Genomic DNA, 26,338 nt, shown 5'->3' with positions numbered 1-26,338 from the left:
AATGACTCCTGTTTTAAGGGACCTGTCCCGGAAGTGCTGTGGGTTTCCAGAATCGACGGTACTGGTTACAGACAAAATAAAAGCTGCGGCGAAACGTGTGACGTAAAAACCAGAGCGTCGCACAACCCGCGATGGCCAGCACGATAAAAAGCGCAATGATGCCGGCAGGGGTGTTCGTTTTCCCCTTCAGCACTGATTCAGCACCGGCACGGGTTGCCGCGCTGACGGTATAGCGACTCCCGGGTAACTCGGCTAAGTGCCACTGAAGATGCGTTGTATCCCACCACCGCAATTTTATCGGTGGAAGCACTATCTCGCCTGCCGAGACCGGCAGGTAACGTAAAGTTTCAATACGTTGGGCACCATCAACTTCGCCTCGTCCGGAAGTGATAAAGCTATTCTGAGCCGTCAAACGCTGGGTATGTGAACCGGGTATGGCATACAGCAACTGAGGAATTTGTACAGGTGAAATATCGCCTGCGCGTATAGTCACTACACGTTCAATGACATCCCCGGCGCGAAGAACTTTAACATTAGTCGTGGTATGGATATTCACCTGCTGACTGAGCGTCAATCGGGAAGCCGGAAGGAAACGGTCGGGTTGCTGTACGTCCTTCGGCCAGGCCACGCGCTTTTCCAGAGGCGGAAGTTGGACGGTGACCGGTGCTTTTCCGGCTGCAGAAAAGGTGATTTCGTGGGCGGGTAATCGAAGTACGCCCTGATCCCACGCGGCAAGTTGCCGCTCCATGCGAATGCCGCTCCATGTGGTGGCGCCTTCACGCCGGGTCATAAGCTGATTAGGTATGGCGGTAGTGAGGAGGTCGCCGTTTTCCACAGGAAAATCGGGCCAGGACGGCGGCGGATTAAACCAGCCATCCGTCCAGAATGTGACGGCGACGCGCACGGGTTGACCCGGCACCACCTGCTCGGGCGCTATAAGTTCACGGGTAATCGTCATGGCAGCATGGCAGGGTAACGCCAGCAACAGGAATAGCCACAGGAATCTCATTCCGCTTCTCCCGGTTGCGTGCGATAAAGATTTTCCAGCAGGCCGGAAGGCGAAACGGTCAGGTTTTCGTACCACTGATTAACCTGCGGGTTAGCGCCAGCGACGGGCTGAATGTCTTTTTGATTCACCCCCTGGCCCGGCTTCAGGTCGTGTTTGATCTCATCCGGTTTGTAATCCTGCTCTTCACCCTGAGCAGACTGGCGATCTCGCTCTTTTTGCCGAAGCTGCATGATAATCGCGGCTATTTTTGCCCGATTTCCCTGGGCGAGCTGCCAGTCGGGGCGCAGGCTTAATGCCCGGTCGTAGCTGTTTAACGCCTGTTGCCACTGTTTTTGCTGAGCGTAGCTATTGCCCGTCCATACCAGCACCTCAGGGGTTTGCTGCGCCTGACGAAATGCGGCGGTAGCCGCCGGAAAATTCCCGGCCCGGTACCATGCGATACCCTGACGAAGCGGGTCAGTGTAATGCTGTGCCGCTGAATTAAAATCACCGCGCGAAAAGGCGTGTTGCCCCTGAATGTCCGGACTTATCCATGCATCCAGCCAGGCGGCATGTCCGGCAGGTTGCCAGAGCAGCAGCGGGGCGATAAGTACCCAGCAGAACAGCTGTCGCCGCCAGAAGAACAGCATACCTAACAGTGGAATTACCAGCATCCAGCCGTCGTTTCGCCAGTGCAGATCGTTACGGGCGTTATTTTGCGCCGTTACGCCCTGTTCTATATGACTCATAATAACGGGCAGGTCGTCATCTTCAGTCGTAACCAGGGTAACGGGAATGCCATCGCTGCGGACCTGTTCAAAGCGCGATACGTTCAGGCGGGTGTCGATGCCGGTCACCGCTAGCTTTTCAGGCAGTATGCCCCCTCTGGCGGTGCCGGGCACCCAGACCTGAAGCGGAAGATTTTGCTGGCCCAGCCAGGCGGCATCTTCCGCGCTGAGGTTGTCTGCGACCAGAATCATGCTGCGCGGCGCGTCAGGCATATTCTTCATCGCCAGCGATACCGCCTTCTGTAAACCAGAACCTTCCCCCTCCGGCATTAACCCCGGATTCTGTGCATGCAGAAACAGGGAATAAAAAGAGGGATCGACAGTCAGCGGCGTGGTCAGCCAGGCCCCGGCCTGATACACCACAAGGCCAAATCGCGTGCCGGGCATACGTTCCATTAATGTCATTATTTTTGTCTGCATCCGTTCATGTCGGCTGGGAGCAAGATCGCCCGCGAGCATGGCGCCGTCCTGCTGCAAAATGACCATTACGTTGCTTTGCGGCGTCAGTGCGGCAGGCAGCTGTCGCTGCCATGACGGGCCTGCAAGCGCAATAACGCCCAACATGGCTATCCACGGCAGTGCCTGCCCGACTTTACGCTGACGCCCGATGATTAACGCTTTCGCCAGCGGCTTATCCATTATCTGTGACCAGGCGCTGCGGCCTGCTGCCGGGAGCCACCAGAGCGCAATGCACAGAACCAGTAACAGTAGCCTCCAGGGATGAATAAAGTGGATGTCGCTCATGCCTTGTTCTCCCTGACGATACGATAGATCTGAAAAGCCAGTAGCAGAAGCAGCGCAGCGGCGAGAGGCCATGCAAAGAGCGGCACCCGCCAGGACCAGCCGATGCTTTTGACCTGTACCGGTGTGATGGCGTCAATCTCCTTCCAGACCGCGTCAAGAGAGGCGCCGCTGTTATCCGCCGTCCAGGAACGTCCTCCTGTCATACGGGCAATGTCCTGAAGCAGAGGTAAATCAACCTTGTCATCGCCGCTGCTTTTTACATCACCGAAGGCAATCGTATGGAGCTGCACATGGTGGCTGGTCGCCAGCTGTGCGGCGAGGCGTGGGGTTAGTTGTGATGCGGTGTCATTACCGTCCGTCAGCAGAATCGCCAGTTTACTGGCATCCTTATCGCCGGTTGAATCAAGCAACTTTACCGTTACGCCCAGCGCATCGCCAATGGCGGTTTGCTGGCCTGCCATGCCGGGCGCAAGCTGGTCGATGCGCATTTCCAGCGCCAGTTTGTCCTCGCTTACGGGGGCAAATGGCCAGGCACTATTGGCAAATATCACCAGTCCAATGCGATCTGATTTACGCGCCGCAACGAATTTTTTAACCGAGTTCTGCACCGCCTGTAGTCGGGTCAGGCCACCGGCAACGTCGTTTTTTTCCATCGATCCGGATACATCCAGGATCAGCATGATATTACGCATTGGCTTATCAATATGCTGGGGTGGAGTCAGCAGTTCCGGACGGGCAAGCGCGCAGACCAACAGGGCCCACACCAGCCAGAACATGCACGTCGCGCCCTTGCTGCTGCGCTCAGGTTGCTGATTAAGCTGTAACGCCTCGATCAACCCCGGCAAGAAGGGGACGCGAACGTACTCTTTTACGGTGCGCTCGTGGGTAAATAAAAACCGACCGATAAGGGGCACGAAAAGCGCCAGCCAGGCCCATGGCCAAGCGAAGTCGAACCGGGTGAGGTATTCAGACATAAGGGAGTCCCTCGATCCACGTGCGAAGCTGTTGACGGAGCCGCAGGGTCTCTCCCTCATTCAGGTCGTTTTCTGGCTGGCAATAGCGCAGACAGAGTTGCTCGCGTATATCCCGATCGAGAGGCACTTCTGACAAAAGGAGAGCAGGGTCAAGTGACGCGCTAACAGCTTGCCGGGAATGGTGAACCAGTAAAATCCGTTTGATCAGTACAATCCAGCTATCAACGGAGTGAGACTGCGTTATTGCTGCAAGGGCCTGGCGACGCCAGAGGTTTCGCCGCCAGCGGGCCAGGCGAATAACCGCGAAAATAAGCAGGGCAACAAGGAGCACGCCGCCCAGAATAAACCAGCCGGGCGGGAGTGGAAACCATGAGGGGGGCGCTGGCAGGAGCGGCTCGGCCAGCTCAGGTATGGAAAATCCCTTCTCTAACATTCAGACTCCTTTTTGCAGCTGCCTGAGCAGATCGCCTGCAACAACAATCTGATTAACCCTTACGCCAAGCTGCGTAAGATGTGTTTCCTGGCCGGAGAGCCGTTTGGTGATGTTCTGTTTGATGCCGTCCTGCAAGTGAGGCGAAAGCGAAAAGTCGGCCTCATGCCCTTCATAGCGTGCAGCAAGGCGCCCGCGGGAAGGTAAACGTAAATGCAGGTCGTCCAGCATAACGAACGCGCTGACTTCACCGCGTCGACGTAGCGCCGTCAGCAGGGCGTTGCATTCGTGGTCCAGATCGTGAAAATCACCGATCAATGCCACCCAGCTTCCCGCGGGAATTAACGGGATAGCGTGACGCAGCATGGCGCCAAGTGAGAGAGGATTGGGTGTTTCCCGGGGGTAATCATCGGCGACCTGATGATTGAAACGCACGATGTCGTCCAGCAACGCCGGTAACGTGCTTCCCGGGTTTCGGCATTTACGCAGTGAAAATGCGTTATCACCGAAAACCAGCCCCCCGAGCCGGTCTCCATCGTGATAGCTTCGCCAGGCCAGAATGGCGGCGACTTTGGCGGCGGCAACGGACTTGGTCTGCACCCGGGTTGAAAAGAACATATCGCGTCGCTGATCGACCAGTAAAAAGACTGGGCGCTCTTTCTCTTCGTTATAAAGCCTTATCCAGGGCGTACGCATGCGTGCTGTGGCCTGCCAGTCGATCAGCCGGACATCGTCCCCGGGTTGATACCGACGCAGGCTGTCAAAATTCATCCCCCGACCTTGCTGACGCGAGACACGCTCTCCCGCCAGCGCGCCGGGAGGAATTTGACCGGGAGGATTGGCTATGGCTCGTGCATCCGTTGCGAGTTTCATTAACGCATCGCGTTCAATCCGTACCGCGCTGCTCATCACGCCACCACTGCGTCTAACAACATTTGTACAGCATCATCCGGGGTGCAGTTATCAGCATTTGCCTGATAGCTGAGCATCAAACGATGGCGTAGCACCGCGGGGGCAACCCTTTTTATGTCTTCCGGCAATACTGCATCACGTCCTTCAAGCCAGGCCTGAGCGCGGCCACAGCGTTCCAGCGCCAGCGTTCCGCGCGGGCTGATACCGAAGGAGAGATAACCGGCCAGCGTATCGCTGATTTTCTGCGGATGACGGCTCAAATCCACGATGTTAACAATGTAATTTTCAACCGCTGGCGCGACGTATATAGCAGAAATGGCCTGCCAGCAGGCGGCAATGTCCTGCTGGCTCAGCATTAAGGTTTCCAGAGTGGGCACCTGCGCCTTTTGTGGGTCGGCCAGCTGGCGATATTTTTGCTGCTGTTCGCTGCGCACCAGCTGCATCACTTTGAGTTCGTTCTCTTTCGTCGGATAGTCTACCAGCACCTTCATCAGGAAGCGGTCAAGCTGCGCTTCAGGCAGGGGCCAGGTGCCTTCCTGATCCACTGGGTTTTGCGTGGCAAGAACCATAAACACACCCGGCAATGGCCAGGTTTTTCCTGCAACCGTGACGTGACGCTCTTCCATTGCTTCCAGAAGCGCAGACTGAACGCGCGCTGAAGCTCGGTTGATTTCATCCGCGAGGATAATATTGCCAAACACCGGACCGGGACGAAAACGGAACTGGTCTTCTTCACGCGTCGCATTTTGCTGATAGATTTCACTGCCGGTGATATCAGAAGGCAGCAGATCCGGGGTAAACTGAATGCGACGGTAATCGCCCTCAACGTGATGCGCCAGCTCGCGTACCGCACGCGTTTTCGCGAGGCCTGGCAGGCCTTCAAGCAGTACGTGGCCATCACAGAGCAGGGCAATGATCAGCATGCGCACCAGCTCCTGCTGACCAATAACCTGTTCGTTCATCCGTTGCTCGAGCTGAAGCAATTTTTCACGTTCTGTCATCGTTTCAATCCTGCAAAGTCACGTTTAACCAAGGTGGCGATCCCCACCAGAATAGGCTCGGCGTAATTGAAGAAGGCTTTAATGCCGGGGCAGAGATAGTTGAGGCCCGCTTCGCCGTCCGGAGCACGAACAATGCGGTTTTTTGGGCACTCGCCCCAGCACATCTTCAGGTAAGGGCAGGCCTTGCAATACTTCGGCAGGGTGTCGCGTTTGCCCAATCCAAACGCTTTTTGACGCTCGGAAAAGGCCAGATGTGCCAGCTGGGTATTTTCAATATTGCCAATCTGGTATTCCGGGTAAACGTAGTGATCGCAGGAGTAGATATCCCCGTTCTTTTCTATCGCCAGCCCTTTACCGCAGAACTCAGAGTGGGTACAAATCTGTGCCGGCAGCCCCATTGTCTGGGCAACCGCCGTTTCGAAGAGATTGACCTGTACGCGGCCCAAATCGTTATTAACCCACTCTTCAAAGACAGCAATTAAAAATTTACCCCAGTCGTCCGGATCAACCGACCACTCTGTAACGATAGAGTCGAGATCGCCCGGATGCGCACGGCGGCTTCCCGTGACCGGAATGACATCATCGCGCCAGAACTGCGGTGCGGTCTGCTTAAAATCGACCGGTTCTACGCACGGGTTAAACTGAACATAAGTCGTGCCAAGTTCGCGAGTGACAAAGCGATAGACCTCAAGCGGGAAGCGGGCGTTAGTCCGGTTAACCGTGACGAGGGCATTGAAGGGTACGTCGTGGCGTTTCAGCGCGTCCACACCGGTCATCACTTTATCAAATGTTGGTTTGCCGCTTCGGGTTACGCGGTAACGGTCGTGCAGTTCCCGTGGGCCATCAATTGACAGACCCACCAGGAATTTATGTTCTTTGAGGAATGCTGCCCATTTGTCGTTCAGCAAAACGCCATTTGTTTGTAAATCGTTTTCGACTCGCTGACCGGGTTTTTGATACTGTTTTTGAAATTTGACGACTTTCTCGAAAAATTCGAGCCCCATTAATGTGGGTTCACCACCTTGCCAGGAGAAGACCACCTGGTCGCCGTCCTGACCGTCTATATACTGGCGAATAAAATTTTCCAGCACCTCATCGCTCATGCCGCTGTGGCGGTCCTGATGCAGCAACTCTTCTTTGTGCAGATAAAAACAGTAGGAGCAATCGAGGTTACAGGTTGAGCCGGTCGGCTTGGCCATGACATGGAAGCGGCGCTTGTATGCTGGGCCATTGCCGTCATATTTCTCGGCGGAGGGTAACGCTTTAACGGGTAATGTGGTGCTGTACTTCATAGCATGCCCCTGAGAAGTCATATCCAACAATTGCGCACGGGTATTATAAAAAACGGGCGGATTGCGCACGCAATCCGCCTGACACAGGGTATTACTTGTTAATACCCGAGCCTTGCTCCAGCATGGCTGACGCATCGGAAATGGTGAACGAGCCCGGTTTCTGGCGCGGCGGGAACTCTTTAAACGTCGCCAGCATCTCTTTCGCGTACTTCTGCGCGCCGCCTAACAGGAAGAGACGGTCATAGAACCAAGAGTTGTAGCCCATACCATCGCTGCCTTTCTCAAGCGGATCGATCTCCAGGTCGAAGATCAGCGGCGTGCGCAGTTTGGTAAACGGATATTTCCAAAGATCCAGACCAGTGTGCTCCTGAATCATAAAATGCGCTTTCCAGCGGCCGTAACGCATGGCCAGCAGGTCGCCGTCATCACTCCAGTAGAAGAACTCTTTTCGCTGGTTTTCGCCTTTACCTTGCAGGAAGTCGAGCTGGTTGTACCCGTCCAGATGAACTTTGTAGGTCATGGCGGAGGTTTTATATCCTTTCAGCAGCTCCTGTTTGATATTCGGATCGCCCGCAGCGGCAACAAGCGTCGGGAACCAGTCATAGCTGGCAAACATGCTATCGACAATGGTGCCTGGCTTGATATGGCCAGGCCAGCGGATCATGGCCGGTACGCGGAAACCACCTTCCCAGCCGGTATTCTTCTCGCCACGGAACGGCGTCTCACCCGCATCTGGCCAGGTTGCCGTCATCGGACCGTTATCAGTGGTGTAAATGAGGATAGTGTTGTCTTCAATGCCGAGATCTTTAATTTTCTGAAGCACTTCACCAATCATCTTATCATGTTCAACCATGCCGTCGGCATACGTCCCCAAACCCGTCGCACCAATGCTGCCGTCTTTCAGATGGGTTTTGTTATGCATGCGCGTGGTATTGAACCAGGTAAAGAAAGGCTTACCGGCTTTGACCTGACGTTCCATAAAGTCGTTGTTGGCCGCCAGCGTCTCTTCATCCACGGTGCCCATGCGCTTCACGGTCAGTGGACCGGTATCTTCGATCTTGCCATCAGCGGTACTCTTAATCACGCCGCGTGGTCCAAACTCTTTACGGAAGGCCGGATCTTTCGGATAGTCCGGATTTTCAGGCTCTTCTTCAGCGTTCAGGTGATACAGGTTACCCAGGAACTCATCGAAACCGTGGGCGGTAGGGAGGAATTCATCGCGGTCGCCCAGGTGGTTTTTACCAAACTGACCGGTCGCATAACCCAGCTGTTTAAGTGCAGTGGCTATCGTAATATCTTCTTTTTGCAGGCCCTGTGGCGCACCAGGCATACCCACTTTACTCATACCCGTGCGAAATGGCATCTGGCCGGTGATAAAGGCTGAACGGCCTGCGGTAGAACTTTGCTCAGCGTAATAGGAGGTGAATTTCGCACCTTCAGCGGCAATGCTATCGATATTTGGGGTCTTGTATCCCATGGTTCCCTGATTATACGTACTCAGGTTCCAGTAGCCGATATCATCACCAAAGATGACGACGATGTTGGGTTTTGACGTGTCTTGCTTAGGGGCATTTTCAGGCGCGGTTGTGGTCGCCGGTGCGGCGTAAACACTGGATGCAGCGCCAGCTGCAAGGGTAAACAGGCTGGCAAGCATTGTCCTTTTGAAAGGCACACTCTTTTGCATGGGGAAAGCTCCGATCGTTAGTATGGCAAAATGAGTATAGCCAGGAAAAAAGTTTACCGGATTTTCTGAATGAAATTAGGCTCTTCAGCACTGTTCCTGGCATATGAACATTCGAATTCGTGACGAATGTAGAATATCTTTCGGCTCTATACAAAAGTGAAGAGTAATTACGAAATGGATTCCGAACAAAAACAAAAAAATCCAATAATAAATTTTTGAAATAGCACGTCATAAAACTGAGAAGCGAAACGCTGGCTTCACAGCAGTAATACTGCATGCTTTCGTTGTGAGGTTTTTACGCCGTTTTATTAGCTACCTGTGCAGGATGAACTATTTTTAATTAAAACATCTCTAGTTGCATCATATTGTTTCATTAAACATCTTGTTATTTCAAACAGTTAAAGCTAGCAGGATAACCTATGAACAGAGTTTACCGTCTGGTATGGAGTCATGTGGCTGGCAGCTTTGTTGCCGTTGGCGAACACGCAAAATCTCATGTTTCAGGGGGGGGCCGGGTCAGGCGTCAGCGAGCGCTGAAACTGTTATTTTTAAGCCTTACTCTCCATCCCTTTTACGCTTCAGCTGATGATGTTAACTGGTCGAGCACTTATCCTGATTACCTCTTTTCAACCGATCCCACATACAACTATGACACTGTTATTGAAACGGGTGTTGCGTTTAGCATTGATGGTCAAAACTTACCTAATCATTACGCAGCGGGCACCACGCTTAATATACTTGGACCTTTGCCGCAGTTTCCTGATGTGACGTCAGGAAGTGGCGTCACGAGCCGGGCGGTCACCCTAACCAACGCGTTACCCGGCGCGGCCGCTCCGGAGGGAAGCCGCATATTAACCATTAGCGCAACGGATTCGCAGGGCATAGTTACACCATTAACCGCTGATAATATTTCCGAATATACCTACTCACCAAATCCGGCAAATCCGCAGCAGAATCAGGAGTTGAACGTTGAGATTCCGGGCCTGGATGGCAGCTACCAGGTAATCAGTATTTATGATTCAGCTACTTTCGTTTCCGGGGATGATGTTCCTGTTGGAAACATGGAGTTGCCGGTTTACGATCCGGATTCGGTGCGGATTATGAATCAGTTTGGCATTGCCGAAGTGGATTCCCTTGGCGGCTCGGCGAATATTAACGTCGGGGCAGATACCACTGCCGCCACGCCAATTGCGGCGCCAGAAAACACTCTCGATCTACTAACCAAAAATTCTACGCTGGCAAGGGCTGACGCATCAGGCGCTGCCAGTGTCATCAACTGGCTTTCTGACAACTATATCCGTTTCCGCCCTGCGGCTGTCATCAGTGGACAGACCCAGAGCGTCGGGGCGCAAAGCACGCAATACAATTACACCCTGACATTACCAAACTATACGGCATTACCGGGCGGTAGAGTGGTGCAAGTCGGGGAACGTACGTTTGATATAACATCCTCTGCTGATATTGCTGATGTGAATGATTATCTAACCGGACAGGGGGCCTATGAGGATAAGCCACAGGTCCAGTACTGGCTAACCGCAGGCGCGCAGGTTCAGGGCGAAACCATCGATTCCGCAGTGGAAGCGCAGGCCGTTTATAACAACATCATTTCCGGGTTGCTGAATCAGGCGCAGAGCACATCCATTAATCTGACCTATAACGTATGGGAAGATAGCACGGCACACAGCAATAACGCTACGTTGGGCACGGGGGATCTCAGGGTTATTTATGCTAACGGCACAGGGGCCACTGGCACGGTGACCGAAACCAGCAGTCTGGCAGTGGATGGTGCCTCGGCGGTGATGGATGCCTTTGATGGCGGTGTGATCACGAATAATGGTGCTATCAATGCCTGGCGAAGCAGTGCCAGTAGCCCTCTGACCGTGGGTATGCAGGCGGAATACGCTACCGCAATAAACAATGGCGTGTTGAATGCCGGACTCTTCCTCGAAAAAGATGGCAGTAATCAAAATGTCAGTAACTATGGCGGCGCAGGAATGGTCGGGTTGACCAACGCCTCCCTAACCAACAACGGACTGATTAACGTTGCAGTTACCAACAACGCCACCCATAACGCCTGGGGGATGCTTGTCGGGGATAACGGCTCCATCCTGAATGCCGCAACAGGAACCATCACCGTAACAGGTAATGCCACTAATCCGGATGGTCGTGCGGGGGCATATGCTATCTACAGCGACTCGACCGGCACGGTCACCAACGATGGCCGTATTTTTATTGGCGGATCGCCCGTTACTTCATCAATGGCTGAGCCTGATCCTGTTAACCTTGTCGGCAGCGGCGATCTTAGCGCGGCTATGTACAGCACCGGTAAAGGGGACATGGTTAACAGCACGTCTGGTGTGATAACTCTGCTCGATAACACCCGCAATGCGGCTGGCATGATGATTAACGGGGGGACAGAAAACGCGACCAACAACGGTCAGATTAACGTCCTGGGTGTATTGACCTCTGCCTCCAGCGGTGATGTTTATGCAGCGGCCAATTACGGCATGTATGTGAAAGATAACGGCGGGGCGGTGACCAATAGCGGCGATATTTTTGTCGATGGTGATAACAATATTGCTCTTAACGTGCTGGCTCAAACGGCCAATGCGTCATTGACCTCAACCGACGCCAGCACCATTACCGTGGGGAGCGCGGGCGATACCGGCGGTACAGATAACCAACCCTATACCTATCGTAATTACGCTGTCTATGCCGAAGGACTCAACGGGCGTGCAGCTTCCGTATCGCTCGATTCCGATATCAGGCTGCTCTCCGCCGGGGCCATTGGTGTGCATGCGCGGGGTAACGCAACCATTGATATCGGATCCCAGGCCTCGCTCTCTTTTGAAAATACACAACAGATTGGGTATTACGCCTGGGGGCAGGGTGCCAGCATCAACATTACTAACGCCACCATTACAGATAACGCGCAAGCACAGTCAATTTTGTTTGCGGTTGATCACGGAGCGACCTTCACCGGCGATACCGGTACGGGCAGCAGCTACGATCTGATCGTATCAGGCCAGGGAGCAACGGGTGTTTTCGCCAACGGAGTTGACGATCTCAACAATACAGATATTTCAGATGATGTTGCCACGCAGCTCACAACAGGTGCAGCCTCTGTTACTGTCTCAGGCAATAATGCGATCGGCGTTAAGGTGACCGGAGGGGCCGAAGGGGCTATCACCGATGGCGCTATCACCCTGGCGGGAGACAACACCACCGCAGTGATGGTGGATGGGCGCAATTATAATATCGATGCCACCATCGATCCTGAACCGCGTGAAACACGCGTGGTTTCAGACGCAGTGATCGCGTCGAATGCAGGACAGTCAGGGATTGTCGGATATAACGTCGGCTATCTGGGTAACCTGACGCTGAATGCCGGAGCGGCAATTAACCTTCTTGGCAACAGCAGTACCGGAATTGTACTGCATAACAATGGGCAGGCCACGGTTACGGCGCCGGTGAGTGTCGCCGGAACCGACAATATTGGCGTTGATATCCAGAATGCCGGGCTGCTGAATAACGATGGCATTATTACCGTTTCTGGGGCAGCGGGTAGCGGAAATATTGGTCTGCGGGTGCAGGGCGCAGGAGCCACGGTGAGCCAGTTGGGCACCGTTTCCGCCAACGGGGGGCTGGCCGCTGTTCAACTTGCAGGGGACGGCGCAACGCTTACGGTTAACGGTTCAGGGAATCAAATAACCGCCAGTAACGGCGCAGACGGTGTGCGCATTGACAGTACGGGGGCTTCCTCGTTCGATGCCAGCAATACCACGATTGATGTAACGGGAACTGGCGCTGGCATTAATAATAACGCCAGTTCAAGCGACATTAACCTCAACAACGTGACCATTAATTCAGGCGATGGCCCGGCGATACGTACTGCCGTAACCTTTACCGCTGAGGGCAGCGGCAACACGCTCAACGTTTCAGGTAGTGGAAGTGGCTTTGCCTTTATGCAGGCTGATGGCTCGCAAACCTCCGGCAACCTTACCATCGGAACCGGTTACACCATCAATGGTAATGGGGCAGACAGTACGGGGATACTGGCGCGAACGACCGGCACTGTAAACTCCGGTTCTGCCATTACGATGGGTACAACCGCGGGTGCGGCAATAGAAGCGACCAATGCGACCAGTCTGACGAATGCCGGGGTGATTACGACCAGCAGCGATACGGGCAGTACGATCCTCGCGCAAAATGTTGCCGCGTTCAGTAACAACGGAACCATTACTTCATCCAGCACCACGAACGCGCAGTCGCTGATTGCGTTGAATGGCTCAACGACAAGCCGTTCTATCAATAATTCCGGGATAATCATCAGCAGCAGCCAGGATGCCACGGTTATCGACGCATCGGGTACGGCAAATAACACTGTAACCAATACCGGCAGTCTGCGTGCCGCAAGCGATACGGCACAGGTCGTTCTTACCGGTAGTGGCAACGATGTCATGCAAATTTCAGCCGGCACGACGCAGGGGGAAATTACCCTTGGCGGCGGTAACGATCGATTTCGCTTTACGGCAGGTGACTTTGCCGGAGGAGTGACTTTCACCGGAGTAGATGGAAATGATACCGCAACCTTTGGGGATGTTAACTTGTCGGCAGTAGGACATGTTCTGAGTGAAGGCGGTACCAACAGCACACTGACATTCAACGGGACGCACAGCAGCTCGGGATCGGCAACGATTGGCTCGCTTGCCACAGATGACCTGCTGACAGCGACCAATATTGGAACAGGGTGGAGCACACTAACCCTGGATGGCGATCCTACAGATATACGCATTATGCAGGATCTTGCTCTCTCTGGTGCCGCAGATATCAACGTCAACAATGGCGCGACGTTGCGTACAGGTGATAATGGTGTCACCAGCGGCATGGCGAGTATTCGTCAGTATGATATTGCCACCGTGGGTGCAACCAGCCTGGTCTCGTTCGATGGTGCAGGCATTCAAACCTATGGCGGTATTATTTCTGGCACTGGCAGTATCGAGCGTACTGGTGGAGGAAGTACGATCCTGCTCGGGGAGAATACCTTTACCGGGAGTACGCTGATTGGCACAGGGTCGGAAGTGGCGCTGGGCAACGGCGGCACCACGGGCAGTTTATCCGGAACCACGGATATCACCGATAACGGTTTGCTGACGGTTAACCGTTCCGATGAGGTCAATCTGAATAGCGTGATTTCGGGGACAGGAGCATTCCGTCAGTCAGGGAGCGGATTGACACGCCTGAGCGGCGATAATAGCTACGCCGGGAACACCAACGTAGAGCAAGGCACGTTGATCATCAATGGTGTGCAAACCGGAACGGGCCAGACGACGGTTCAGAGTGGGGCAACTTTGGGAGGATACGGCACGCTGGGCGGCGATGTGGTGTTCAACACCGATAGCGTGCTGCGCCCTGGCGACGACAATCGCGGCAACGGTACGGGCATTCTCTCCATCAACGGTGATTTAACGCTGGCAAGTAATACTGACAGCCAGTTCCAGCTTGGCGAAGCCTATACCCCTGGCGGAGCGTTGAATGATCTCGTCTCTGTCGCGGGGGATTTAACACTGGATGGCGTGTTGAATGTCGCGCTAACCAACGGAGGGAGCTTCCTGCCGGGAGTTTATCGCCTGTTTAACTACGGCGGAAGCCTGATTAACAATGTCATGACCATTGGCTCTCTGCCTCCAAACGATGCCGAGCTTTACAACATCCAGACCAACATTGCCAGTCAGGTCAACCTGGTCCTTGACTTTGTGGACCCCACTAACCAGCTACAGTTCTGGGACGGCGATCTGAACGGCAGTAACCATGGTGATGGTTCATCAGGAAATGGGGTCGTTGACGGTGGATTTGGTTACTGGACGGCACTGATTTCGGGAGCCAGCAATAACTGGACCCAAAGCGATGGGGTGGGCAACGCTCCCTGGTCCCAGTCTGCGTTTGCAGTCTTCCAGGGCGCATCGAACGATGTGCTGGTCAGTAATGCTTTTGGTGACGTCCGCACGTCTGGTATGCAGTTTACCACTGATGGTTATGAGTTGATGGCCGATCCCGCTAATTCGGACTCTCAACTGCACATCGTGGCGACCAATCCCCCGGATTCATCGGCGATTGATAACAGCTACGATACGGTGGGTGGGACACACGCGGACAGTTATTTCCTGATCCGTGTGGGCGACGGAGCCGCCGGCGAAGATATCACGACCACAGTAAATGTCGATCTTGTTCAGGACAGCAATGCCGATGGGGCGATTCGCCTGGTTAAAACTGACCCGGGACGTCTGATCCTTAACGGGAATAATCAGTATTCAGGCGGGACATCCGTACTAAACGGGACATTGCAGGTTTCCAGAGACAGCAGCCTGGGCGATGCAGATACGTTTGTGATGCTGAAAAACGGTGCCACGTTCCAGACGGGGGCAGATTACACCACTAAGCGCTTGTTTATTCTCGACGGCACGGCCGGAGGCACGTTTGACGTGTACGGCAACGCGTTTACGTCACAGGGCGGGATCGGCGGTGATGGTCCGCTGAAAGTAATAGATTCGTCGCTGGGTACGGATGAGGGCGTACTGAATCTGGATGTCGCCAATAGCTATCAGGGTGATACGACGCTGGAAGGTAAAAACGGCACCGGTTCATTAACGGTAAACGCAAACGTGACCGGTGCGCTGGGGAGGTCTGACAGTGATATTACCCTGACCGATGCGGCAAAACTGAATCTCAGTAATGAAAGCTCGGCAGAAGCGCATAATTTTGCCGTGACCAATGCCACCCTGGCTTTTAATGACAATGCCAGTGCGGATAACAGCACTATCGCGCTGGGCAACGGTACGCTGGAATTGAATGATACCAGTACCGGCGGAAATGCCATTATTAGCGTTAATGCTAATAGCAGAATGTTGCTTGCGGATAACGCCGATGCAGGGGCGAGCGTAACCACGAACAGCGGCACGGTTGCCTTTGCAGACAATGCGCAGGCTGCATCCGGGCGAGTCATTAACCAGACAGGAGGGACGGTAACGCTTTCGGACTCCGCAGGCAACACCTCCATCGGCTCGCTTTCTGGGGCAGGCAACGTCACGCTTGCCAGCGCCACGTTAACCGAAGGCAGCCTGAGTCTGGATGATACCATCAGCGGTATTATCAGCAGCAGCGGTGGCGGTCTGACCAAAACCGGTAACGGCACGCTGACCTTAACGGGCGCCAATAGCTATACCGGGGCGACCTCGGTATCGCAGGGCGTTCTGTTAGTGAATGGCGATCAGCGTGCGGCGACCGGAGCAGTATCCGTTACCGCCAATGCAACTCTGGGTGGGGCGGGAACGCTCGGTGGACTTGTTGATGTGGCAGATGACGGTCACTTGACCCCAGGCGCTACTGTCGGCAGCGTGGGCGAGCTCACAATGGCTGGCCTGAACCTTATGCAAAACGCCCAACTCGATTTCCAGTTTGGACAATCCGGTACGCCCGGCGGTGCGCTGAATGATCTGCTTACCGTCAATGGCGCTCTGATCCTTGATGGTCAGCTCAACATCACCCAAACCCCGGGCGGCAGTTTTGATGTGGGCGTGTATCGCGTGATTGATTACAGCGGTTCACTCACCAATAACATCCTTGAAATAGGCACTGCGCCCCAGGCCGCAGACGATCTCTATGTACAGACCTCCATTGACGGGCAGGTGAATCTTGTCAATCGCACCGGCTATACCATGCGCTTCTGGGATGGGTTTGGAGGCGACGGCGGTTCACTCAAGAATAATAGCGTGATCGATGGCGGAAACGGCGTCTGGCAGAACAGTAACGGCAACGATAACTGGACTACGGACCAGACCGATCCTGACGGGGTATTCAATACGCCATTCAGTGATGCAGCCTTCGCGGTATTTGGCGGTGAAGCGGGCACCGTCACCGTCGATAACAGCCTCGGGGATGTGACCATCAGCGGCGCGCAGTTTGCAACGAATGGTTATGTAATTAACGAGGGGGTCATCACCACCGATACTGCCGATACGCTTGTCCGCGTTGGGGATGGTACGGCGCGCGGCGCAGCCTATACTGCCACGATCAATTCGCAAATTGCTGGAAGCGGCGGTCTGAATAAAACGGATCTCGGTACGCTGATCCTCAATGGGAATAACGGCTATCAGGGAGGGACGACCATCAGCGGTGGTGTTTTACAGGTATCGCGCGACATTAACCTTGGTGCGGCAGACTCCGTGATTACCCTGGCGGGGGGAACATTGCGCTATGGCGCAGCCTTCGACACCACCCGCGATGTGGTTCTTTCTGGTGAAGGTGGAGGCGTTGATACCAATGGAAATAATGTCTCATTACTGAGTGCGGTAAGCGGCAGCGGCAATCTGAGCAAACAAGGGGAGGGGACGCTGACATTGACGCAGGACAGTACTTTCGAGGGCACAACCACTATCCGCAACGGAACATTGCAACTGGGTAACGGGGGGGAAACAGGAAATGTGCTGGGCGACATCGTTAACCTCGCCACGCTGGTCGTTGATCGTGTTGATAGTGTCGATTTAAACGGGATCATCACCGGCACCGGGGATTTCATTCAGCGTGGTCAGGGCACCACCGTGCTGAATGGGCTGAATAAGTGGTCCGGGTATACGCTTGTTGAAAACGGTACGCTACTGGCAGGCGGAATAAACAGGTTGAGCAGCGCTTCCAGCCATATTGTCAGCAGTAATGGCACCCTGGATACCGGTGGGTACAACCAGACGGTCGCAGACCTGGTAAACCAGGGAATCGTAAATCTGCGGGGGGAAAATGTCGGGTCAACCCTGACGGTCAAAGGCGATTACGTTGGGCTTGACGGCACGCTGAAAATCGCCGCTCAGCAGCACAGCCCCGGTGTAGCAGACCGCCTGGTGATAAATGGCGGCTCAGCCAGTGGAACGACCTTGCTGGATATTGACGTCAGCCGGCTCGGCGAACCAACTGAAGGTGACGGCATTATGGTGGTCGAAGCCGTTAACGGCGGCGTGACCACGGCGCAAACCACCAGGGATGCGTTCACGATCGGTTCTGACTACCTGACGGCGGGCGCCTGGGAGTACCAGCTCTTTGCGGGCGACCAGAATGGGGCCGGTGAGGACTGGTTCCTGCGAGCCGGTTATCGTCCGGATGTGCCCGGTTTCGACACCCTGCCATCCATCATTCGCCAGGCGGATCTTTTTGTACTGGGCACGCTGCACCTGCGTCAGGGTGACGAACAGCCCTATCGGGCAGATAACCCAGCCGATCAGGAAGGGCGTTTTTGGGCGCGCTACCTGACCAAAACGGTTGACCAGACCCTGGATGATGCCACCAACAGTACCAGCCACACTAACTATAACGGCATGCAGATGGGGCTGGATCTCTGGCAAAACGAGACGTGGCGTTCTGGCCTGTATACCACCTTCCTGGATACAGACAGTTCGATTGACGGTAATACAGGTATGAGTGGCGGGGCGGCGTACAACTCAACGTTTTCAACCTATCTTGGCGGTTATGCCACCTGGACGAGCACCGATGGGTTTTACGTGGACAACGTACTCCAGTATGGCTATCACTCGGTCGATCTGAAAAACCTGACCGATCATGAAACTTACCATCCGGACGGAAACTCTGTCACCGCCTCGGTGGAAGTGGGGAAACCCTGGTACTTCGGTGATACGGGCTGGGCTTTTGAACCTCAGGCTCAGTTGATCTGGCAGTGGAGCGATTTTGATGATGTCACACTCAACGACGAGGCGAAAACCCACGTCAGCGTGAAGGCCGACAACGCGGTAATAGGCCGTCTTGGGGCACGTATCACAGCGGAATACGATACCAACTACGGTAAAGTGAAACCTTACTTACGTGTAAACTACTGGCAGGAGTTAACCGACGGGCAGGATGAGGTGACTTACCGTAATACCGCCAACAGCGACGGCAAAACTACGCTGAAGGCGAACCAGCAGTTTGCCGCTACTGAAGCCGCGGTGGGTGCCACCTGGACCGTAACGGACAACGTTCAGGCCTATACCGAAGTCGGAAAGACCTGGGATAATAGCGGCAAAACCAGCCTGGATGCGGATATCTCGGCTTCGCTGGGGATGAAAATACGGTTCTGACGCGCATTGCAGAAGCGAAAGGCTGGTCTATGCTCAAAACGGTGACCGCCTTTCGCTACTCACTGAAAAATAATAGTATTCCTTACCTGTATTCGTGAGGATGAAAATGGTGCCTGAACAAAAAGCGTACAACACCCCTTCCAGTGCTCCTCAGGTCGGGACCTGATGCGCCGGCTTTTACTGGCGCTCGCCTTGCTGGCCTTTAACGCCGGTGCGGCAGGTATGATCGATCCAGAAGATGGCATGGTGGATATGAGCCATTATCTTCAGGATAATCCTTATGGATTCCTGCCGATACCGGTAGTGATTACTGAACCTGCTGTAGGTTACGGCGGTGGCCTGTTTGGGCTTTTTCTACATGGTAAGGGTAAGGAGATCGGCCACCGTTTTATTCCACCCGCGATGACCGCCTTTGGCGGCGGCGGCACGCAGAACGGCACCCGGTTTGTCGGGGGGGGGCACCGCCATACGTGGCAGGACGATCGAATACGCTACCTTGTCGCGGGTGGCTACGCCAATATCAATCTGGACATCTACTCGGGCGACATCGCCGGATTTGGCAGCAACCGCTCGGTTGAAGCCGAAACCCGCGGCTATGGCGGGATGCAAAAACTCCTGTTTCGCGTGGGCAATACGCCGTTCTTCGTTGGTGCATCGCAGTTTTGGGCGGAGATGTCGATCTCCGCCCCCAGCAATCCGGTTATCGATAAAACATGGAAACGGGTACTGGGGGAGACCAGCACCTCGTCGGGGTTGGGGATCCTGGTTGAGTATGATACTACCGATAATTTCTTCTGGCCTGGTCGGGGCGTCTCCCTCAGCGGTGAATATCAGTTTTACGGTCACTATTTTGGGGGCGATTATCGCTACGACCTAATGACCCTCGACGGTAAATATTTTATTCCCCTCTCACCACGCTGGTCCCTCTCCATTGCGGCTAACTACCAGAAACTGTCTCACTCGCAGCAGCACCTGCCGCCGATGGCACGGCCCTACATTGCACTTCGCGGAATCTCCCGCTATCGCTATCAGGGCGAGAATGTCAGTACAGTGCAAACACAGCTTGCCTGGCAGGCAACGCCGCGCTGGGTGGTTCTGGGTTTTGCTGGAGCTGGAAGCGCAGCAGACAGCGCGAGCGATCTCTATAATACGGCGGAAGTCGCCTGGGGAGCAGGTTTCCGCTATTTAATCGCTAAAGAGTACGGTCTGCATACAGGTATTGATGTTGCCTTTAGCGACCATGAGCAGGCGGTTTATTTCAACGTTGGTTCCGGGCTGTAGCCGGAGCATTTTGATCGGGAGTAAGAATGATAAGGGCTTATAGTTTCTTGCCGCTGTTATTGGCATCGGGGTTAGCCCTGGCTGAAGAGAGTGATTCGCGGACGTTTCCCATCTGGGGAGATGAGGCCAAAGCACGCGGTTATTCGATACCTTTACCCTTCGGCGTGAATGTCAGCTACATGAACATGCGTCAGAACATTGACGTCGACAGCATGAGTTTTTCCGGACTGGCCCTGGGAAACCATGCCATACCTACCGATATGTTCAATATTGATGCTGGCAGCACCCGCGAAAGGAGTAAAACAGAAAATTTACGCCTCGATATGTGGGTGTTTCCTTTCCTGAATATTTATGGGCTGGTAGGCCACACGCGTGGCTCATCGGTGTCGAAGGTGTCTGTGGATGCGGACCCCTCGCGCTATACGGGAGTCGATCGTCTTATCGCGTCATCTGTGCATCAGCTCAACAAGAGAGGTGACCTTAAAGATATTGATTTTATTCTCGATTTCAAAGGCAGACGTGGGGGAGTGGGATCACGCTGGCTGGCGGCTATGAAAACTGGTTCGCACTGGTCGACACAAACTATACCCGTACCGATTTCGATATTCTCGACGGTAAAATTTCGGCCCTGACGGTCTCGCCGCGAGTGGGATACCGTTTTCGCTTCCAGGGACCGGTTGGGGAATCTCACCTGAGTCTCTGGGTCGGCAGTATGTACCAGAACGTTCAGCAGGAGTTCCGGGGTAGTCTTTCTGACCTCCACATGCCAGCAGAGCTGCAACCGCTCATCAATACCGTGAACCAGAATGATAACGGGCGTTTCGATGTTAAACAGAAGCTGACCGCGCCCTGGAACATGTTGCTCGGCTCCCAGTATGAAATAACACCTCAATTCAACGTGCTGACGGAGATTGGTTTTAATGAACGTAACAGCTTCTTTATCGCGGGCGAATACCGATTCTGATGAAAAGTTCGGGTTTCTATTATCAGATAGCAGAGGCGTTCTGAATGGCAAAATGGTTCATTTTTATTTTACTTCTTTCCGGCATGGCCCATGCTGAAGAACATATTCTCCCAGTTAAACATGCACGTAAGGTGTATCCGGTGGTCAGCCATCTCAGCGCTCCAGAATCGCTGCGCCCGTGCTGCGCGTTTGGCTATGATCTCCGCGTCCGGGCGATGGGAGTACCCATTCCGGTCTATCAAATCGGCAATGTCTTATCGCTGGAAACGCTGGGGCGTCACCACTATAACGACAGCGCGCTGGGGGCGGTGAAAAATATCGTTGGTCTGAGTGAAGAAAAAAATGGTCTGATTTACACCCATCGCGGTGGATTTATCGATATCGCCCATGTACGCGATACGGCGGATAACACCTTCTACCTTTTCACGCGCCTTTACCCAAAACTTGGGCGGCCGTGGCGGTTTTTTTATAGCGAAGAACTTGGCGTAAGACGTATCCAGCTCCTGGACTTTACGCCCCCCGCGTCCATGGTTCAGCGCTATACTCTGGCAGCCTGGCTGGCAGGCCATCTTGCGTTTCAACTGGCCCAGTGGCATGAAATAGCGCAGTGGTATGGATTCCAGTCTGTCCCCGGATTTTCAGAAGAAATCTCCGCCTTTTCACCGGAAGATCTCTACTCCAACCTGCTGGGTGCGCGAATTGCTATTAACGTGATATTGCAGGGCGAAACGGATTCCGTAGATAGCTATAACGCTGCAATGGAAAAAGAGTTAAAACAAGCACTGCTTCAACTCGGCGTAGCCACACAAACTGAAACTGAAAGGAAATTTCGCGAACTGGACGGTGACTGGTGGAACAGCCAACGCAGAGTACCGGATAAATTCCTTGTTTTAAAAAGAAATTATAACCTGGCGCATAATCGCCTGCCGACGCCGGTCTCTTATGAGAGATCGAAACCCTTCATGCTCACGTTTCCTGCCGTCGTGACAGGGCATTTATTGTCACGCTTAGGGGAATTGCAACTCTATCCCGGGGCATCAATGCAGTCCCTCCCCAGACCGAAAAACTATTATGATCCTGCTCTATTCCAGATGCTGGCGAATAAGGCCAGTGAGGCTGACAAAACTCAACTCGAAAGGATAGAAAAATAAAGAGTTCAGGCTTGTTTTCAGTGGTTATTTGAACGTCGCATTCTATTCTTGTAGTGACAATAAATATTTCGATAATGATGATAATAAGCAGGTGGCAAATGAATAAACCTATTTTAGTCTGTCTGGGCCTGTTCGTTTCGCAGTCAGCCCACTCCAGTGGTCTCTATTTTTATGAAATTGCAACAGAGGATACCGCTCTGGCGGGGGCGGGCCAGGCTGCACGCGCGCAGGATGCTTCTACCATTGTGACTAACCCTGCGGGCATGACACGATTGCCGGATCGCATGTTCACGGGGGGACTACAGGCGATGGACGGCGATATCTCCTATCAGCTTGATGATGAAAATGGTCGAAAAAGCCCTGGGGATGTCATGCGTTTTTTCCCCAACGCCAGTGCATTCTATACCCAGAAAATGAATGACGCGCTCTATGCGGGTATTGGTCTTTACGGCAACTATGGGCTGGGCATTGATTTTGGCGACTGGACTGGGGATCGTCTCATCACCAAAAGCACCATGGTTGGCATGACTTTAAGCCCGTCGCTGGCCTATAAACTCAATGACAGGCTCTCCTTGGGTGGTTCTGTCAACGTAAACTACGGTTTTCTTTCCCTGACACGAGACGTAGGAGGCAATAACGAAAAAGAGAAGGATCACGACTGGGCCATGAGCTACCGTATTGGCCTGTTACTTGATGTCACTGACCAGACCCGTGCGGGTATCACCTGGACCAGTGAAACCAAATACGATTTTGATATTGACGGTAAAGCACGCTTCCCGAATTTACCAAACGTTGAATATGATCTTCCCATTTCCGCTCAGGTGCGTGCGCCGCAACAGATCATGTTGAGTCTGGTGCATGACCTGAATAAACAATGGTCAGTGATGGGCGATCTTGGCTGGCAGGACTGGAGTCAGTTCGGCGCGCCGCAAATCACCGTTAACGGCAAGGAACTCGATAAAAAGAGTCGCCTGAAAGACTCCTGGCATAGCGCGCTTGGCGTTCAGTACCGTCCTACAGAACAATGGCGTTTAAACGCGGGTGTAGCCTTTGACAGTACTATTTATGATTCCCAGAGTGACGTGGCACTTACTCTACCGACTGGCGATGAATGGCGCTTCGCCACTGGCGCGCAGTATCAGGTTACGCCGCAAAGTAATATTGGTTTCGCCGTCTCTTATTTACATATGCAGTCCTCTCGCGTCCAGTCGCCCGAGAGCTTAAAAGGCCATTACGATGATCCCTATCTGTGGTTTGCGAGCATAAACTACAGTTACCAGTTCTGATTTCAGGCCACAGCCAGGGAAGGCGGTATCGGGGCGTCAGAAATGGCCATACAGCGGCTACAAAATTGGAAAACAGAGATATGATCAAATACGTTTCAGCTGATTGGTTTTACCCTAGATAATTTATTGTTGTCTGCTAATAATAATGAAATTACTAACCATCAACATGGTTTGAAACAAGATAGATTGCGCGAACAAACTTTGTGACAGAAAATTTGTAACGTCCGCACCTCCACCTCCTCATAGCTCATTAGGAATATCCAGATTTACATGCCAAGTCAACAATCAATTGTCCGCTGAGGAATTTTCTGTAGGTCTATATAAATCTGGGATGTGTAACGTGAATGAAATTAAGTTTCGACTGCGGTGCCAAAACCGATGTAGTGCTGAATAGCATTTATATTCTATCAAGGATTGCTACGGTGCTGAATCTGTTTAAAGTTACTTTTCTATCCAGTAAGAGAAATAAGGCCAACATAATCAGTAGGAAATCAGGTTCCCGTCACGGTGAGTAGGCAGTGATGGGGTCTAATGAGATATAACGAATGTGCGATTGTGCCGTCTGAATTAGAAGAGACAGTCACGGCTCGCTTTTAGGTGCCTTTACCGGGCAGTTCAGGGAACTACATGTACCGCATTTGTCCGTCCCTTTATAAATATAAAGCGTTTCTGATACCTCTTTATATTCGAAAATCCCGCCATAGAGGGTTGTTGCTTTTGCATTTTCATGCCAAAAGTCAAGGAATAACCTGTTTCTTTCGTTAAATAAAGCCTTTATCATAACCGCAACCTCATATTCTTCGATATTATAAATATTTCTGTAAGGCCGCCATTTGCCTCTTTCCCTGTAGAAATCAAGTAAATAAAATATGTGTAAACTACATTTGGATGTATGGTTTATGAAATTTCGGATGGCATTTTTTAGGCAAATAGCCAGGTGTATGTAATCAGCTTTTTTGTATTCGCTTGAATTAACCTCATTTATCATTACGTAGTTTAAAGGTGGGGTTTCTTCTAGAATCTGGCTACGGTAAAGCTCACTAAAGCTGCCCTGAGGATATTCTCCTCTCAAAATTTGTTTTATTACTTCATGCGAATATCTGGCCGGTATGGCCGGGCAGAATGTTAGAGGTTTATTATGGATATCGCAAAAATTGGTCCATTTCCGCATCCATGCTGCCTTGAAAAAGCCATATCCGTTGACCCTTAACGAATCTCTGATGCAGTCGATACAAAAATTGACGGGATGACTACCGGAAATATTGTTATAGTCTCCTTTAATGGAATATAGTTTTTTTATAACTAACATATATTCCAACGGATTACCGAAAGTGTTTGTGTTTTTTCTGATGAGACCGGAGTTTTGACCAAGCGTAAGTATATCCCGGTCGCTATAACTCATAAAGTATTGTCTTATTTGTTCGCTAAGCTTTAGGTTAAATCTCCAGTGACCTTTATTGTCAGTCAAATCGGCATATTGTTCGACACCGTTAACCATGCAGACTCTGAAGATGAAACTGTGCAGCGTTTCATCTGGCTGATATGCTGTCCTTAATAACATTTAAACCTCACGTGTATTTCAGAGCAATGTCATTAACTATATCAAAAAACCTCCTTGCTTTGTAAGTATTTACATATAGATAGTTGCCTGTTTACAGGTAGGGGAAATGTTTGTGAAGCGTTGCATGTCTGTTGTTATTAACCTTGGGATAATTTACTCATGTGCATTTTTAATGCTGGGGTTGTGAGTATTAGGCACCTTCTGTAATAGCTCAGCCCGTTAGGATTGTTATTTACTTCTGGTTTCTCCCGGCGTTAACCTGAGGCCAGCATACATTATGTGGGTGCCAGATTTCAGGATACAGTCAGCTTAGCTTTAACTGATGAAGGCAATATAAAAGGAGTAAGGTTCTGGCAGGCGGCTGCGGTGAAGGGTTGTAAAGTAAGGCTTTCCACTGACTAACCATGTTTGTCCGAACAGGAAAAAGGGCTTTACAGGTATTTCCTGACCGGCTGGCCAGATGATTGATCTTCTCAAAGAGCGTTGGGGCGTTTTTTGCTGAGAGACGGTGTAAAAATCCTGCAATCAGTGGGGAATCATCATAGCTGACAAAGCCAGGCGCTGACTGACATATCAGGCTCAGCGCAGAAGCGGTGAATTTCGCAAATTCAAAATCATCATGCCCACTGAGTGAAATCATTTTTTCCCTGTTGTATGGGAAATGCAGATGCAGTGAAGAAAGTCTGGGGTCAGCGATATGATTTAAATTGACCTGATGATGATGGCAGGATGTTACGCCTGATATCTGATGCTGTCGGTGCCAGTATGCCACACCATATTTCCTGATATCAGCGTGCACACACACCGGACAGTGCTTTAACACGGCAGTGTAATGCTCTGTAAAACGGCATAATTTACACAGCGTATGTAACCTGGCGGCTGAAATGGTCAGGTCCTCAAGCTCAGCTCGGTATTCTGGTAAGGCCCATGCGTAGAGCGGGACCAGCGTCTGGTTTAACCATAGTTCGTGCCCGGTCTCTGCTGTACTCTCAGTAAGAATATTCAGCGATGTGGTTAATGAGGGATGTAGAGAATGCGCGATGTTGTTGAGAAATGACCTGAAAAAATGCTCCGCCGTCATGCCATTAACGTCCCGCGTTCTTACGCAGCGGCTGAAAAGCGTTTCCTCCGGCAGGGCGGGCAAAATGCGCATAGAACACCGTG

The 26,338-nt window shown here is 52.6% G+C and carries 14 protein-coding genes and 1 pseudogene; 5 read left to right on the top strand and 10 right to left on the bottom strand.

What is annotated here, in order from left to right; all coding sequences use genetic code 11:
• Window positions 1-13: 13 nt before the first annotated feature.
• The 8 genes from VSR74_RS19470 to VSR74_RS19435 form a co-directional block, all read right to left on the bottom strand.
• Entirely contained in the window at window positions 14-1,009 is a 996-nt protein-coding gene (locus tag VSR74_RS19470) for an oxygen tolerance domain protein (protein ID WP_347796228.1), read from the bottom strand.
• A complete protein-coding gene (locus VSR74_RS19465; RefSeq protein WP_347796227.1) occupies window positions 1,006-2,520 on the bottom strand; it encodes a vWA domain-containing protein in 1,515 nt (504 codons plus the stop codon). Before VSR74_RS19465 ends, VSR74_RS19470 begins: the two co-directional genes overlap by 4 nt.
• Window positions 2,517-3,494: a VWA domain-containing protein gene (locus tag VSR74_RS19460; protein WP_171932352.1), complete on the bottom strand. Its 978-nt coding sequence runs from the start codon at window positions 3,492-3,494 to the stop codon at window positions 2,517-2,519. The genes VSR74_RS19465 and VSR74_RS19460 overlap by 4 nt, the downstream gene beginning before the upstream one ends.
• Window positions 3,487-3,927 carry a DUF4381 domain-containing protein gene (locus VSR74_RS19455; RefSeq protein ID WP_171932353.1) on the bottom strand — a complete coding sequence of 147 codons (441 nt, stop codon included), beginning with the start codon at window positions 3,925-3,927 and terminating at the stop codon, window positions 3,487-3,489. The genes VSR74_RS19460 and VSR74_RS19455 overlap by 8 nt, the downstream gene beginning before the upstream one ends.
• Window positions 3,928-4,833 (bottom strand): DUF58 domain-containing protein, encoded by a 906-nt coding sequence (locus VSR74_RS19450; protein ID WP_171932354.1) that lies wholly within the window; start codon window positions 4,831-4,833, stop codon window positions 3,928-3,930.
• A complete protein-coding gene (locus VSR74_RS19445) occupies window positions 4,833-5,837 on the bottom strand; it encodes an AAA family ATPase (RefSeq protein ID WP_171932355.1) in 1,005 nt (334 codons plus the stop codon). The genes VSR74_RS19450 and VSR74_RS19445 overlap by 1 nt, the downstream gene beginning before the upstream one ends.
• The gene (locus VSR74_RS19440; protein ID WP_171932356.1) at window positions 5,834-7,129 is read right to left on the bottom strand and encodes an anaerobic sulfatase maturase; all 1,296 of its coding nucleotides are present in this window, start codon (window positions 7,127-7,129) and stop codon (window positions 5,834-5,836) included. The genes VSR74_RS19445 and VSR74_RS19440 overlap by 4 nt, the downstream gene beginning before the upstream one ends.
• Window positions 7,130-7,220: 91 nt before the next feature.
• Window positions 7,221-8,813, bottom strand: a complete 1,593-nt coding sequence (locus VSR74_RS19435) for an arylsulfatase (RefSeq protein WP_171932357.1) — start codon at window positions 8,811-8,813, stop codon at window positions 7,221-7,223.
• A 419-nt stretch (window positions 8,814-9,232) separates the two neighbouring features.
• Between VSR74_RS19435 and VSR74_RS19430 the strand changes: the two genes are divergently transcribed.
• The 5 genes and pseudogenes from VSR74_RS19430 (at window position 9,233) to VSR74_RS19410 (ending at window position 23,613) form a co-directional block, all read left to right on the top strand.
• Window positions 9,233-18,931, top strand: coding sequence for an autotransporter-associated beta strand repeat-containing protein (locus tag VSR74_RS19430; protein ID WP_347796226.1), 9,699 nt, complete (start codon window positions 9,233-9,235; stop codon window positions 18,929-18,931).
• A 165-nt stretch (window positions 18,932-19,096) separates the two neighbouring features.
• Entirely contained in the window at window positions 19,097-20,212 is a 1,116-nt protein-coding gene (locus VSR74_RS19425) for a BamA/TamA family outer membrane protein (protein ID WP_347796225.1), read from the top strand.
• Window positions 20,213-20,238: 26 nt separating this feature from the next.
• Window positions 20,239-21,176 (top strand): annotated as a pseudogene (locus tag VSR74_RS19420) (hypothetical protein).
• 44 nt (window positions 21,177-21,220) lie between these two features.
• Window positions 21,221-22,327 (top strand): DUF4056 domain-containing protein, encoded by a 1,107-nt coding sequence (locus tag VSR74_RS19415; RefSeq protein WP_171932360.1) that lies wholly within the window; start codon window positions 21,221-21,223, stop codon window positions 22,325-22,327.
• Window positions 22,328-22,425: 98 nt separating this feature from the next.
• On the top strand, window positions 22,426-23,613 hold the full coding sequence (locus VSR74_RS19410; RefSeq protein ID WP_347796224.1) for an OmpP1/FadL family transporter: 1,188 nt from the start codon (window positions 22,426-22,428) through the stop codon (window positions 23,611-23,613).
• A gap of 580 nt (window positions 23,614-24,193) precedes the next feature.
• Here the strand turns inward: VSR74_RS19410 and VSR74_RS19405 are convergent.
• Together VSR74_RS19405 and VSR74_RS19400 are read right to left on the bottom strand one after the other, a co-directional pair.
• Window positions 24,194-25,174: a hypothetical protein gene (locus VSR74_RS19405; protein WP_347796223.1), complete on the bottom strand. Its 981-nt coding sequence runs from the start codon at window positions 25,172-25,174 to the stop codon at window positions 24,194-24,196.
• Between the two features lie 304 nt (window positions 25,175-25,478).
• Window positions 25,479-26,327 (bottom strand): TniQ family protein, encoded by an 849-nt coding sequence (locus tag VSR74_RS19400; RefSeq protein WP_171932750.1) that lies wholly within the window; start codon window positions 26,325-26,327, stop codon window positions 25,479-25,481.
• Window positions 26,328-26,338: the final 11 nt, after the last annotated feature.

Source organism: Pseudocitrobacter cyperus (genome assembly GCF_039889165.1).
In the GTDB taxonomy this organism is placed as follows: Bacteria; Pseudomonadota; Gammaproteobacteria; order Enterobacterales; family Enterobacteriaceae; genus Pseudocitrobacter; species Pseudocitrobacter cyperus.
Note: the sequence above shows the minus strand (reverse complement) of the source record. Positions and strands in the feature narration are given on the sequence as shown.